General features: G+C 68.9%; 11 protein-coding genes. 6 read left to right on the forward strand and 5 right to left on the reverse strand.

What is annotated here, in order from left to right:
* Positions 1-167 precede the first annotated feature (167 nt).
* The gene (gene glpX, locus OHT21_RS15705; RefSeq protein ID WP_328768932.1) at positions 168-1,205 is read left to right on the forward strand and encodes a class II fructose-bisphosphatase; all 1,038 of its coding nucleotides are present in this window, start codon (positions 168-170) and stop codon (positions 1,203-1,205) included.
* Positions 1,206-1,308: 103 nt separating this feature from the next.
* Here glpX and OHT21_RS15710 read toward each other — a convergent pair whose 3' ends face one another.
* Both OHT21_RS15710 and OHT21_RS15715 read right to left on the reverse strand, forming a co-directional pair.
* Complete coding sequence (locus OHT21_RS15710; RefSeq protein WP_328768933.1) at positions 1,309-1,689, reverse strand: WhiB family transcriptional regulator; 381 nt, start codon at positions 1,687-1,689, stop codon at positions 1,309-1,311.
* 195 nt (positions 1,690-1,884) lie between these two features.
* On the reverse strand, positions 1,885-2,568 hold the full coding sequence (locus OHT21_RS15715) for a DUF1707 SHOCT-like domain-containing protein (protein WP_328768934.1): 684 nt from the start codon (positions 2,566-2,568) through the stop codon (positions 1,885-1,887).
* 166 nt (positions 2,569-2,734) lie between these two features.
* On the opposite strand from OHT21_RS15715, the gene OHT21_RS15720 reads away from it, so the two are divergent.
* From OHT21_RS15720 to OHT21_RS15740, 5 genes are all read left to right on the forward strand, one after another.
* Complete coding sequence (locus tag OHT21_RS15720; protein WP_328768935.1) at positions 2,735-4,402, forward strand: fumarate hydratase; 1,668 nt, start codon at positions 2,735-2,737, stop codon at positions 4,400-4,402.
* Between the two features lie 443 nt (positions 4,403-4,845).
* Complete coding sequence (locus OHT21_RS15725) at positions 4,846-6,231, forward strand: class II fumarate hydratase (protein WP_328768936.1); 1,386 nt, start codon at positions 4,846-4,848, stop codon at positions 6,229-6,231.
* A 73-nt stretch (positions 6,232-6,304) separates the two neighbouring features.
* The gene (gene fomD, locus OHT21_RS15730) at positions 6,305-6,997 is read left to right on the forward strand and encodes a cytidylyl-2-hydroxypropylphosphonate hydrolase (protein WP_328768937.1); all 693 of its coding nucleotides are present in this window, start codon (positions 6,305-6,307) and stop codon (positions 6,995-6,997) included.
* A 311-nt stretch (positions 6,998-7,308) separates the two neighbouring features.
* The gene (locus tag OHT21_RS15735) at positions 7,309-9,447 is read left to right on the forward strand and encodes a SpoIIE family protein phosphatase (protein ID WP_443050370.1); all 2,139 of its coding nucleotides are present in this window, start codon (positions 7,309-7,311) and stop codon (positions 9,445-9,447) included.
* Between the two features lie 129 nt (positions 9,448-9,576).
* On the forward strand, positions 9,577-9,699 hold the full coding sequence (locus OHT21_RS15740) for a hypothetical protein (RefSeq protein WP_328768939.1): 123 nt from the start codon (positions 9,577-9,579) through the stop codon (positions 9,697-9,699).
* Between the two features lie 91 nt (positions 9,700-9,790).
* Here the strand turns inward: OHT21_RS15740 and OHT21_RS15745 are convergent, their stop codons facing one another.
* The 3 genes from OHT21_RS15745 to OHT21_RS15755 form a co-directional block, all read right to left on the reverse strand.
* Positions 9,791-10,351 (reverse strand): hypothetical protein, encoded by a 561-nt coding sequence (locus OHT21_RS15745; protein ID WP_328768940.1) that lies wholly within the window; start codon positions 10,349-10,351, stop codon positions 9,791-9,793.
* A gap of 77 nt (positions 10,352-10,428) precedes the next feature.
* On the reverse strand, positions 10,429-10,689 hold the full coding sequence (locus OHT21_RS15750; protein WP_328768941.1) for a hypothetical protein: 261 nt from the start codon (positions 10,687-10,689) through the stop codon (positions 10,429-10,431).
* A 271-nt stretch (positions 10,690-10,960) separates the two neighbouring features.
* Positions 10,961-13,315, reverse strand: a complete 2,355-nt coding sequence (locus tag OHT21_RS15755) for a transglycosylase domain-containing protein (protein ID WP_328768942.1) — start codon at positions 13,313-13,315, stop codon at positions 10,961-10,963.
* Positions 13,316-13,609: the final 294 nt, after the last annotated feature.

Here is a 13,609-nt window from a genome sequence, read left to right on the forward strand (position 1 = left end):
CGCAGGTGTACTGGTCTGCTCATCCGTGGGGGCCCCTGCTCATTTTGTCGGACTGAGGATAGAGTCGCCGAGAACCCTCACCGGCCGCCCACCCGTCTCCCACCACCGCCCTTCCAGGGACGCCCTACGGGCGCAGTTTTTGTCTCGTATCAGAAAGGTGCGCTCCGATGACCGAGAACCATCACCACCTGCCGTCCGAGCTCGAGGTCCCGTCCGAGGCCCCCGACCGCAACCTCGCCCTGGAACTCGTCCGGGTCACCGAAGCCGCCGCGATGGCCGCCGGCCGTTGGGTCGGCCGCGGTGACAAGAACGGCGCCGACGGAGCCGCCGTACGCGCCATGCGCACCCTCGTCTCCACCGTCTCGATGAACGGCGTCGTCGTCATCGGGGAGGGCGAGAAGGACGAGGCGCCAATGCTGTTCAACGGGGAGGCCGTCGGCGACGGCACCGGCCCCGAGTGCGATATCGCCGTCGACCCGATCGACGGCACCACGCTGACCGCGAAGGGCATGACGAACGCGATCGCCGTGCTGGCCGCCGCCGACCGCGGCACCATGTTCGACCCGTCAGCCGTCTTCTACATGGACAAACTGGTCACCGGCCCCGAGGCAGCCGACTTCGTCGACATCAACGCCCCGGTGTCCGTGAACATCCGCCGGGTCGCCAAGGCCAAGCGGTCCACACCGGAGGACGTCACCGTCGTCATCCTCGACCGGCCGCGGCACGAGGGCATCATCAAGGAGATCCGCGAGACCGGCGCGCGCATCAAGCTGATCTCGGACGGCGATGTCGCGGGCTCGATCCTGGCCCTGCGCGAGGGCACCGGCATCGACCTGCTGCTGGGCATCGGCGGTACGCCCGAGGGCATCATCTCGGCCTGTGCGGTCAAGTGCCTGGGCGGCACCATCCAGGGCAAGCTCTGGCCCAAGGACGACGAGGAGAAGCAGCGGGCCGTCGACGCGGGCCACGACCTCGACCGCGTCCTGTTCACGGACGACCTGGTCTCCGGCGAGAACGTCTTCTTCGTCGCGACCGGCATCACGGACGGCGAGCTGCTGCGTGGCGTCCGCTACCGCGCCGAGACCGCGACCACCGACTCGATCGTCATGCGCTCCAAGTCCGGCACGGTCCGCCAGATCACCTCCGAGCACCGGCTGAGCAAGCTGCGCGCGTACAGCACGATCGACTTCGACAAGGCGAAGTAGAACGAACTAGAAGTCAGAAGCAGCAGCCGTACGCACCCAAGCGGTCGTACGTACGTAAATGGGGCGCCCCTTGTGCGGAGGGACGCCCCATTCACATGTCCGACTATCCAGCGGCCGCTATCTGTCCCGCAGTGGAGCGAGCCGCCTTCTTCAGTTCGAGGTCGCGGCGCCGGCGTCGGGCCAGGACCACGCGGCGCTCGGCGGCGGTGAGGCCGCCCCACACTCCGTACGGCTCGGGTTGCAGCAATGCGTGTTCGCGGCACTCGACCATCACCGGGCAGCGTGCGCAGACCCGCTTCGCCGCGTCCTCGCGGGACAGCCGGGCCGCTGTGGGTTCTTTCGAGGGTGCGAAGAACAGCCCGGCCTCGTCGCGGCGGCACACGGCCTCCGTATGCCACGGGGCGTCCTGGTCCCTTTCACGTACCGCGGCCCCCTGGGGCGGAACGGCAGCGACCTGCAGGGACTGATGCGGCGGATGCAGCACGGTCTACTCCTGACGACGGCTTCGCGAGCGAGCGACGATGCGACAAGGCCTACCCGCTGTGCGCGCGCCTATGCACTGAGTTCCGAAGCACGGGAGTTCTTCGCAGGTCCGAGCGGGTACGAGCGGATCAGTTCGCTCCGCTTGCCGCCGAAATGCCCCCGAGCTGCCGCCGAACAGCCTTCGAATTCGCGACCGTCAATGCCCCAGATGTTTGCGCAACTTGTCGTTCACACGGTCGAGGATGTCCTCAACCACCTTGCCGCGCTTGGGCTTTGCCTCAATATGCCCCAAAAGAGCAAGTCCGTCCACATAAACAACAGGTGCGTCCTGTTCGCCCGAATCCAGCGTGCGCACCTCGAAATTGCCGAGCACACCGCCGCCGTTGCCGCGCAGCGAGACGTTCTCCGGGACGCGTATCTCCACGCTGCCGAAGACCGAGACGGCCTTGATGACGACCTGCCGGTGCTCGAAGATCGCCTCGCTGAGGTCTATCTCGATACTGCCGAAGATGGCGTACGCATGGGTGCGGCGACCTATTCGCCACCGACCCTTGCGCGTCGCGGAGCTCAGCACCGCCACCACGTTCTCGTCGGCGACCGGAGGTACCGCGCCCGGAGCGGGCTGGTTGGGCGGCGGCTGGTACGCACGCGGGGCTTGCGTCCGGTGCTCGCCGGGGAGGTCGCGGACGAGCGGTTCGAGTTCGCCGACGGTCTTGGCGCGGTAGACCTCCTCGACCCGCTCGGCGTGCTCGTCCGCGGTGAGACGCCCCTCGGCGAGGGCCTCGCGCAGAATGTCGGCGGTGCGGTCGCGGTCGGCGTCGGAGGCGCGCAACTCGGTCTGAGACGAGGGCTCTTGGGTGGGGCGCTTCTGTAGGTCCACGACAGCAGCGTACCCAAACGCGATAGATCGCGACTAGGGGTGTGGACGACGAACTGAGCCTTACCTCACAAGCGCACTGTCAGACGCAGGTTCTACGCTGGTGGGCGCTGCCAACGGAGGCCAGCGGCTGCCATGTCGGCTGTCTGTCGAGTGAGGAATGGGCGAGATGCCTGAGTTCGCGTACACCGATCTGCTCCCCCAGGGAGAGGACACCACCCCCTACCGGCTGGTGACCTCCGAGGGTGTCTCCACCTTCGAGGCCGACGGGCGCACCTTCCTCAAGGTCGAGCCGGAGGCGCTGCGCAAGCTCGCCGAGGAGGCCATCCACGACATCCAGCACTACCTGCGACCGGCCCACCTCGCCCAGCTGCGCCGCATCATCGACGACCCGGAGGCATCGTCGAACGACAAGTTCGTGGCCCTTGACCTCCTGAAGAACGCGAACATCGCCGCCGCGGGCGTCCTCCCCATGTGCCAGGACACCGGCACCGCCATCGTCATGGGCAAGCGCGGACAGAACGTCCTCACCGAAGGGGAGGACGAGAAGGCCCTGTCCCGCGGCATCTACGACGCATACCTGAACCTGAACCTGCGCTACTCCCAGATGGCCCCGCTCACCATGTGGGAGGAGAAGAACACCGGCTCCAACCTCCCCGCCCAGATCGAGCTGTACGCGACGGACGGCGGCGCCTACAAGTTCCTGTTCATGGCGAAGGGCGGCGGCAGCGCCAACAAGTCGTTCCTCTACCAGGAGACGAAGGCCGTCCTGAACGAGGCCTCCATGATGAAGTTCCTGGAGGAGAAGATCCGTTCGCTGGGCACGGCCGCCTGTCCGCCGTACCACCTCGCCATAGTCGTCGGCGGTACGAGCGCCGAGTACGCACTGAAGACCGCGAAGTACGCCTCCGCGCACTACCTGGACGAGATCCCGGCGGAGGGCTCGCCGCTCGGTCACGGCTTCCGGGACAAGGAGCTGGAGCAGAAGGTCTTCGAGCTGACGCAGCGGATCGGGATCGGGGCGCAGTTCGGGGGCAAGTACTTCTGCCACGACGTACGCGTCGTCCGCCTCCCCCGGCATGGTGCGTCCTGTCCGGTGGCGATCGCCGTCTCCTGTTCGGCCGACCGTCAGGCGACGGCGAAGATCACGGCGGACGGTGTCTTCCTGGAGCAGCTGGAGACGGACCCGGCGCGCTTCCTCCCGGACACGACGGACGAGCACCTCTCCGAGGAGGGTGACGTCGTCAAGATCGACCTCAATCGGCCGATGGACGACATCCTCGCGGAGCTCACCAAGTACCCGGTGAAGACCCGGCTTTCGCTCACCGGGCCGCTGGTCGTGGCGCGCGATATCGCGCATGCCAAGATCAAGGAGCGGTTGGATGCGGGCGAGTCGATGCCGCAGTACTTGAAGGACCACCCGGTGTACTACGCCGGGCCGGCCAAGACTCCGGAGGGGTACGCGTCCGGGTCGTTCGGGCCGACGACGGCCGGCCGTATGGACTCCTATGTGGAGCAGTTCCAGGCGGCTGGGGGGTCCAAGGTGATGCTGGCGAAGGGGAACCGGTCGCAGCAGGTCACTGACGCGTGTGGCGCCCACGGGGGCTTCTACCTCGGCTCCATCGGCGGGCCGGCCGCCCGGCTTGCCCAGGACTGCATCAAGAAGGTCGAGGTCGTCGAGTACGAGGAGCTTGGCATGGAGGCCGTCTGGAAGATCGAAGTCGAGGACTTCCCGGCGTTCATCGTGGTGGACGACAAGGGCAACGACTTCTTCAAGGACCCGGCGCCGGCGCCGACGTTCACGTCGATTCCGGTACGGGGCCCGGGGCTGGCCTAGGCGTTCTCCGCCCCCGCCGCCCCTACCCGTCCCATACCAAGGGGCTCCACCCCTGGACCCCGCTGGGGCTGCCGCCCCAGACCCCGCATCGGCCTGGCGGCCTCGTCCTCAAACGCCGGACGGGCTTAATTCAGCAACTCCGGCGTTTGAGGAGCGGGGGTCCGGGGGCTGGCCCCCGAACGGGGCCCGGGGCGAAGCCCCGAAGGGCTCTGCGGCAGAGCCCCAGGACTGGGCCCAAGGGCGCAACCCCTGGCCGGGATCCGGGGCGCAACCCCGAGCGAGTCCCAGCAGCGCAACCCCTGGCCGGGATCCGGGGCGCAACCCCGAGCGAGTCCCAGCAGCGCAACCCCTGGCCGGGATCCGGGGCGCAGCCCCTGGTGGGGTCTGGGGCGCAGCCCCAGGGGACGGGAATGGGTAGGGGCGGCGGGGGCGCTATACCCCCCATGACCGACTACCGCATCGAGCACGACTCCATGGGCGAAGTCCGCGTCCCCGCACACGCCAAGTGGCGCGCCCAAACCCAGCGCGCCGTCGAGAACTTCCCCGTCTCCGGCCAGCGCATCGAGCGCGCGCACATCGAAGCCCTCGCCCGGATCAAGGCGGCCGCCGCGAAGGTGAACGCCGAGCTCGGCGTGGTCGACAAGGACATCGCGGAGGCCGTTCAGGACGCGGCCGGCGAGGTCGCCGAGGGGCGGTGGGACGAGCACTTCCCGGTGGATGTGTTCCAGACGGGGTCCGGGACCTCGTCCAACATGAACACCAACGAGGTCATCGCGACCCTCGCCAGTGAGCGGCTCGGCCGTGCCGTGCACCCGAACGACCACGTCAACGCCTCGCAGTCGTCGAACGACGTCTTCCCCTCCTCCATCCACATCGCCGCCACCGCCGCCGTCACCCGCGACCTCGTGCCCGCCCTGGAACACCTGGCCGCGTCGCTGGAGCGGAAGGCCGAGGAGTTCGCGGACGTCGTCAAGTCGGGGCGTACGCACCTCATGGACGCCACCCCGGTCACCCTCGGCCAGGAGTTCGGCGGATACGCGGCCCAGGTGCGGTACGGCATCGAGCGGCTCAGCGCCTCGCTGCCGCGGCTCGCCGAACTGCCGCTCGGCGGAACGGCCGTGGGCACCGGCATCAACACCCCGCCCGGCTTCTCCGCCGCCGTGATCGCCGAGGTCGCGCGGACGACCGGGCTGCCGCTCACCGAGGCGCGCAACCACTTCGAGGCGCAGGGCGCGCGGGACGGGATCGTCGAGACGAGCGGGCAGTTGCGGACGATCGCGGTCGGTCTGACCAAGGTCGCGAACGATCTGCGCTGGATGGCCTCGGGGCCGCGTACCGGCCTCGCCGAGATCAATCTCCCGGACCTCCAGCCCGGTTCGTCGATCATGCCGGGCAAGGTGAATCCGGTCATTCCCGAGGCCGTGCTCATGGTCGCCGCCCAGGTGACCGGAAACGACGCCACCGTCGCCGCGGCGGGCGCGGCCGGGAACTTCGAGCTCAACGTGATGCTTCCGGTCATCGCGAAGAACGTCCTGGAGTCCGTACGCCTCCTGGCGAACGTCTCCCGGCTGCTCGCCGACCGGACCGTGGACGGGATCACCGCGAACCGCGAACGGGTCCGCGAGTACGCCGAGTCGTCGCCGTCCGTGGTCACGCCGCTCAACAAATACATCGGCTACGAGGAGGCCGCGAAGGTGGCCAAAAAGTCCCTCTCCGAGCGCAAGACGATCCGCCAGGTCGTCCTGGAGTCCGGATACGTCGAGCGCGGCGATCTCACCCTCGATCAGCTGGACGCGGCGCTGGATGTCCTGGGTATGACGCGGCCGTAACACCTTGCGGCCAGACGCGCGAACCGTGACGCGCGCCGCAGCGTCGTATGTGCCAGGCACCTAAAATCCGGCCATGACAGAGGGTGGAGCGGTGGCAGACGTGCAGACGGGCGGAACGGCGGCGTTCTGGGCGCCCGGGAGTCAGATCCTGTGGCGGTACCGGGAGAACGGCGGCCCACGCGTCCACATCTGCCGTCCGGTGACCGTCGTACGGGACGACGCCGAGCTGCTCGCCGTATGGATGGCACCCGGCACCCAGTGCGTGCGGCCGGTGATCGCCGACGGCACGCCCCTGCATGTGGAGCCGCTGGAGTCCCGTTACACCAGGCCGCGGACCGTACAGCGCGACCGCTGGTTCGGCACGGGAGTGCTGAAGCTGGCGCGGCCCGGTGAGCCGTGGTCGGTGTGGCTGTTCTGGGAGCCGGGCTGGAAGTTCAAGAACTGGTACGTCAACTTGGAGGAACCGCTGGTCAGATGGGCCGGTGGGGTCGACTCCGAGGACCACTTCCTGGACATCTGCGTGTACCCGGACCGGACTTGGGGCTGGCGCGACGAGGACGAGTTCGCGCAGGCTCAGCGGGACGGTCTGATGGATCTGGAACTGGCCGAAGATGTACGGGAGGCGGGGCGGTCCGCGGTGGAGGTGATCCGCGCCTGGGGCCCGCCGTTCTCGGACGGCTGGCAGCACTGGCGCCCGGATCCGGCCTGGTCCGTGCCGTCGTTGCCCGATGACTGGGACCGTACGCCCACTCATGTGTCCACATGAGACCCTTGTTGCGCCCCCGTGGTACAACCGTAGGATCGTCCTCCGCAAGGGCTGCACAGCAGCAACAACTCCCGCGGCATGCGCTGGGCTTGACCGTACGTCACCGAGGGGCGGCAGGACGTGAGCGAGGGGTACGAGGGGTACGGTCGTACGGCTGGGAAACGGCTGGACGGGCTGTCCCTGTCGGCGTCGTCGGCCGGGTCCGGCCCTGAGAGGCTGTCTGAGCATGCGGGAATTCCGTTCCTGGGGCACGTAATCCGGGTATCGGCATTCCTGCGGGACGAACCGCCATGGCGCGCAGCCCCGGACGGATGGATTCGACACGCGTGACGGAGCACCCCAACTCCCACGAGGGCCACCAGCCAGGAGCTGCCGGGCCCACCGCCCCCGCGGACCCCCGCGGGGCGCTGCTGCGTACCCCGGAGCTGCCCGCCCCGGGCTGCGGTTCCAACGCTTTACCGGCACAGAGCGGTCCGCTGGGCTCCCCAGCTTCCGCCGAAGCCCGCTCCGCCGCCACCGGTACGCCTGCGGGCGGCCACGGCACGCCCGCTCCCTCGGGCGGCCACGGCCCGGCCGGGACGCCCGCGTCCGCGTCGGCGGGTCCCGAGCACGCCCAGCCGTCGGCCGCCGAACCCGATCCGCACCGGCCGCGCCCGGTGCCGGGGTCCATTCCGGCGCAGTCGGAAGCGCCCGCCGTGCCGGACCGGCGTAAGGGGCAGGGCCCGGCGCCCGGTACGCCCATGCCCATGCGGCGGGACGGCGACCGGCTGCGTTTCGTGGGGGCCGCCACCCGGCGGATCGCCCGCGGCATAGACCTCGACGAGATCGTGATGGGCCTGTGCCGGGCCACCGTGCCGACCTACTCGGACGCGATCCTCGTCTATCTGCGCGACCCGCTGCCGGTCGGCGACGAGCGGCCCACCGGGCCCGTCGTACTGCGGCTGCGGCGTACGGACCGTATCCCGGAGGACCGGGACACCGAGGGCTTCCTGCTGCCCGCCCTGCAGAGCGAGCCCGACCTCGGCGCGACCTCCGAGCTGTGCGAGGTACGGCCGGGCGGCGCGCTCGCCGAGGTGCTGCGCGGCGTACGGCCCGTCTTCGCGGACGCGCCCGCCGCCCGCGCCGCGCTGCCCGAGCTGATCGGCGAGGAGCTGACCGTTCCGGGCGGCCAGCGCGCGATCCTCGCCCCGCTGCGCGGTCGCAGGCGCGTGATCGGCGCGGCGCTCTTCCTGCGCCGCCCCGACCGGCCGGCCTTCGAGGCGGACGATCTCCTCGTCGCGGCCCAGCTCGCCACGCACAGCGCGCTCGGCATCGACAAGGCGGTGCTGTACGGCCGCGAGGCATACATCGCCGACGAGTTGCAGCGCACGATGCTGCCCGAGACGCTGCCGCGCCCGACGGGCGTGCGGCTCGCCTCGCGCTACCTCCCGGCGGCCGAGACGGCGCGAGTCGGCGGCGACTGGTACGACGCGATTCCGCTGCCCGGCAGCCGGGTCGCCCTCGTCGTCGGGGACGTGATGGGCCACTCCATGACCTCGGCGGCCATCATGGGCCAGCTGCGCACGACCGCGCAGACCCTCGCCGGGCTCGACCTGCCGCCGCAGGAGGTGCTGCACCACCTCGACGAGCAGGCCCAGCGCCTGGGCACGGACCGCATGGCGACCTGCCTGTACGCCGTCTACGACCCGGTCGCGCACCGGATCACCATCGCCAACGCCGGCCATCCGCCGCCCGTACTGCTGCACCTGGGCGGCCGGGCCGAGGTGCTGCGGGTGCCGCCGGGCGCCCCCATCGGCGTAGGAGGTGTGGACTTCGAGGCGGTCGAACTGGACGCGCCCGCCGGGGCCACCCTGCTGCTCTACACCGACGGTCTTGTGGAGTCCCGGCTGCGTGATGTGTGGACCGGGATAGAGCAGCTGCGCGAACGGCTCGCCGCCACCGCGCAGTTGACCGGTGCGGACCATTCGCCGCCGCTCGAGGCGCTGTGCGACGAGGTCCTCGACATGCTCGGCCCGGGCGACCGGGACGACGACATCGCGCTGCTCGCCGCCCGCTTCGACGGCATCGCGCCCAGCGACGTCGCGTACTGGCATCTGGACCCCGAGGAGACGGCACCCGGCCGGGCCCGGCGGCTCGCCCGGCGCGCGCTGTCCCGCTGGGACATGGAGGACATGAGCGACTCCGTGGAGCTGCTCGTCAGCGAGGTCGTCACCAACGCCGTGCGCTATGCCTCACGGCCCATCTCACTGCGCCTGTTGCGCACGGACGTACTGCGCTGCGAGGTCGGCGACGACGTACCCCAGCTCCCGCGCCTGCGCCAGGCGCGCGCCACGGACGAGGGCGGACGCGGGTTGTACCTGGTGAACAAGCTGGCCAAGCGCTGGGGCGCGACCCGGCTCAGTGCGGGCAAGGTGGTCTGGTTCGAACTCGGGGTGCCGTCCGCTTCGTAGCGGCGCAGGAGGTACGGGCGTAGGGGCGGTTCCCCGGTCGGCCGACGACCGGGGTGCCGCCCTCAGCGCATCCAGGACACCTTCCGCACGTACGCGTCTGGCCGTGCGGCGCGGGCCGCCCCGTGGGTGGTGACGATCGTTCGCCTGTCCGAGTGGATCGGCGGCACGGGCCAATACCGCTCCGCCTACGGCGACGGCACCATCACCCTCGACGGTCGATACGTCTATCTGGACCTCCTCGTCGAAGAATGACGAGGGGAATACCTGGCACATCCGTCGGTGCGGGAGTCGCGTTGCGCGTCCCCGCACCGCCGTCGTTTCCGCCGCCCTCCCTCACGTTCCTTCATTCGCTTATGCCGGAGGTTTTCTCAACGAGGCGGGTGAACACGATGAGCACCCCCAAGGCGGGAGGAAGGCTGGCCAGCGTCCACAGGACGAAGAATCCCGCCAGTCCCCCGGCCATCATGCGTAGAGGCGTCGGTGCTTCTTCGGGAACTCCAGCCACCACCAGAAGGCAGATGGTGGACAGGATGCCCATGGCGATCACCGTGAAGAACGGCCACAGGTAATTGGTGATGGGCAGGATGCGCGCCTTTCTCGCCTTGCGCAGAAAGGTGTTGTCACAGGCGCGCGTGATCATCGCCAGGATGGCGAACACGGACCCGATGATGACGCCCACCATGGAGACGGCGACACCCAGCGCCTCCTCGATGGGCAGGTCACCGTCATGTCCGAGCCAGGCGCCCCCCGCCCCGCCCAAGGACGCGAACAGCGGCTCGCCCCACCACCAGCTCCGCACGCTCAGGTGTACGAGCTTCACGAACTCCTTGAAGTACTTGTCCCCTAAGGTGCGCCCGCTGGGTTCCTCCGGGTACGAGACGTTTCTCTGGTTTCCCGTGCTCATGAAAGCCCCCACCCGACGGCGGCCACTCTCACCGAGCCGTGTTTTCGCGACTCAGCTCCTCGCCGAATACACCCTCCTCACCGGCGGCGCGGAATTCCGTCATCGCCACCTCTGCACCTTTCCGCTTCCACTTCCGAGCCGTACGAACTCATGTCACGTATAGCTTCATAGAGCGACGCGCAGCCGTCGGCGGGAGACTCCGCCTCTGATTCGGCTTCGGAAATCCCGGTGGCGTGGTCGGGGCGGGCCAGATTGACCTTCGGTTCGCGCGCGAGGCCCACAATGAAGTCGTGCGTGCCGACCGTGCGCTCGGCGAGCTCTCGAAGTGAACGATCCATGGCTCGTCCAACCTTTCATCTGCGTGCCGCATGGAGCCGCCGCCGGGAACGGGCTAAACATGTGATCAACCATAGGCTCGTGCCACCGAACGGTCCCGTTATGGCGACATTTGGGTGAATATTGGGTGAACGCGGCGATCCGCGTGGCCCTGCGGCGTCCCCGCGTTGCCGACAGCCAGTGAGCGGCGTTCACTGCTGGGAGCGGCGGTCACTGCTGGGGCGGACACAGCAGTGCCCCGCGCCTCCGAAGAGGCGCGGGGCACCGTTTTCGCTACGGGTTGACCGGGCCCGTATCCGCGCCGCCGTCTCCGCCGCCACCGTCCTCCGGGGGCGGCTCGGGCGGCGGGACCGGGTCCTGGCTGGGCTCCTCCGGCGACGGCGGCTCGATGGGCTCGTCCGACGGCGGATCCGCGCTGGGCTCCGGCGCCGGCGGCTCCGGCTGGGACGGGGGCTGCGGCGCGGGCTCCTCGGGCGACGGCTCCTCGGGGCTCGGCGACGGCTCCGGGGGCGGCGGGGTGAACGTCGGCTGGACGCCCGAGCCCTGCTCCGTCTCCAGGTCGAACTTGGTGACGTTGCCCATCGCGTTGAAGGTGTACGCCGCCCAAATCGCGGCCGGGTAGCCACCGCCGTTGACCCGGCCACCGCCGGCCGCGCCGGACAGCGTGACCTGGCCGCCCTCGCTGACCTTCACCGCCGGCTTGTCCTTCTCGCACCGCGTGGTGCCCGCCTTCGCCGCCTGGCCGAACAGGCCCACCGAGGTGACGAGTTCCGGGGTGTAGCCGGTGAACCAGGCCGACCTGTTGCAGTCGGACGTACCCGTCTTGCCGGCGACCTGCTGGCCGTCACGCGCCGGGTTCTCGCGGACCGACGTCCTGGCCGTACCGTCGTCGACCACTCCGGTAAGGACCGAGCTGACCGTGTCGGCGGCCTCACGGCTGATCACCTGGTCGCCGACCGGCTCCGGGAGGTCGACCGTACGGTCCTTGTGCTCGACGCTTTTGATCAGGGAGGGGGTGACCTTCTTGCCGTGGTTGGCGAGGGTCGCGTACACCCCGGCCATCTCCATCGGGCTCGCGCCCATCGAGCCGAGGGTCTGAGCGGGCACGGCCTGCAGGTCCGCGTCGTCCATGCCGAGATCGCTCGCGGTCTTCATGACCTGGTCCATGCCGACGTCGACGCCCATCTGCGCGAACACGGAGTTGATGGACTTGTTCATCGCCGTCTGCACGGTGACGTCGCCGTAGTCGACGTCGTCCTCGTTCGGGGGCGAGAACCCGACCTTCTTGCCGTCGTCCTTGACGGGGCGCTTGCTGGTGCCGTCGTAGATGGTGTCCGCCGTGATCGGCATGCTGTCCTGCGTCTCGGCTTCCTCCTCCACGGCGGCGGCGAGGATCACCGGCTTGAAGGTGGAGGCGGGCTGGTAGTCGGTACGGGTCGCGTTGTTCGTGTAGTGCTTCAGGTAGTCCACGCCGCCGTACAGCGCGACGACCCTGCCGGTCTTCGGGTCGACGGAGACGGCTCCGGCCTGGACGTCGGCGTCGACCTTGCGCTTCTCGGGGTCCAGCTTGCGAGTGAGCTGCGACTTGACGGCCTTCTCGAGCTGCGTCTGCTTCTTCTTGTCGATGTTCAGCTTGATGGTCCAGCCGCCCGCGTCGACCATCTTCTGGGCCTCGTCCGCGTCACTGGCCGTGCCCTGGGCGATGAGCTGCTTCCGCAGCTCCCTGTTGGCCGCGTCCCACAGATAGCCGTTCTGCCCCTCCAGACCCGGCGCGCCCTTCGGCTCCTTGGGCACGGGGAACTTCAGGCTGTCGCGCTTGGCGGGGTCGAGCCAGTTCATCTCGACCATGTTGTCCAGTACGTACGCCCAGCGCTGCTTGACGAGTTCCCTGCCCGTGTCCGTGGCCTCCGTCCAGTCGTACTGGCTCGGAGCCTGCAACACCGCCGCGAGGTAGGCGCCCTGCGACACCGTCAGCTTGCTGGCGTCGACGCGGTAGTACGCCTGGGCCGCGGCCTGGATGCCATAGGCGTTACGGCCGTAGTAGCTGGTGTTCATGTAGCCCGCGAGGATGTCGTCCTTGGACGTCGTGCGGTCCACCTTCAGCGAGATGACCAGTTCCTTGAGCTTGCGCGTGATGGTCTGGTCCTGCTCGAGGTAGTAGTTCTTGACGTACTGCTGCGTGATCGTCGAACCACCCTGCTTGCCCTTGCCGGAGAGGGTGTTGATCAGACCGCGGGTGGTGCCCTTGAAGTCGACGCCGCCGTCGTTGTAGAAGGTCTTGTTCTCCGCGGCCACGAAGGCCTTCTGGACGGGCTTGGGAACCTCGGCGAGTTCCACGATCTCTCGGTTGACCTCGCCCTTACGGAACATGATCGAGCCGTCGCTGTACTGGTAAACGTTGCTCTGCTGCCGCGCCGCCGCCGCGGCCTTGCTGCCCTGGGGCACGTCGATGAGCAGATACATCACGACAAAGGCAGCCATACCGAGCAGGCAGAGGCCGAAGAACGAGCCCAGGACCTTTTTCCAGGTGAAGAAGCCGCGTATGCCGCTGCGCTCGGCGGAGCGCTTCGGGGCGGCGCGGCGGCGGCCACCGCCCTGCCGCGCCCGTCTCTCTTCCGCTCTTCCCATGGGTCCGATCCGCTCCGCTTCGCCTTCAGTGTCCGTTCAACTCACGCGTCACACAGGTGCACCATTCAAGTCAGCTCAGCAAACTAACACCACGCGTTGTGACATAGGACTGCCGATCCGGTCTTTTCCGGACGTGACAATCAGCACCCGTCAACAACGACCCCAAAGGAATCGACGGCCGAAAGCGGAAGAAGGTTGCCCTGCACCCCTGCGTGTGAGCCGTCTCGCACCGGACGGTTCGGACCCTCTCGCCCCTCGAGGATGCCCCCGCCCCGTGTAGCAGAACCGTGACAA

The organism is Streptomyces sp. NBC_00286, assembly GCF_036173125.1.
In the GTDB taxonomy this organism is placed as follows: domain Bacteria; phylum Actinomycetota; class Actinomycetes; order Streptomycetales; family Streptomycetaceae; genus Streptomyces.

Coding starts and splice junctions, on each gene's coding strand:
- glpX (WP_328768932.1), top strand. CDS start 168: ATGACCGAGAACCATCACCACCTGCCGTCCGAGCTCGAGGTCCCGTCC.
- OHT21_RS15750 (WP_328768941.1), bottom strand. CDS start 10,689: ATGGATCGTTCACTTCGAGAGCTCGCCGAGCGCACGGTCGGCACGCAC.
- fomD (WP_328768937.1), top strand. CDS start 6,305: ATGACAGAGGGTGGAGCGGTGGCAGACGTGCAGACGGGCGGAACGGCG.
- OHT21_RS15745 (WP_328768940.1), bottom strand. CDS start 10,351: ATGAGCACGGGAAACCAGAGAAACGTCTCGTACCCGGAGGAACCCAGC.
- OHT21_RS15735 (WP_443050370.1), top strand. CDS start 7,309: ATGGATTCGACACGCGTGACGGAGCACCCCAACTCCCACGAGGGCCAC.
- OHT21_RS15720 (WP_328768935.1), top strand. CDS start 2,735: ATGCCTGAGTTCGCGTACACCGATCTGCTCCCCCAGGGAGAGGACACC.
- OHT21_RS15755 (WP_328768942.1), bottom strand. CDS start 13,315: ATGGGAAGAGCGGAAGAGAGACGGGCGCGGCAGGGCGGTGGCCGCCGC.
- OHT21_RS15725 (WP_328768936.1), top strand. CDS start 4,846: ATGACCGACTACCGCATCGAGCACGACTCCATGGGCGAAGTCCGCGTC.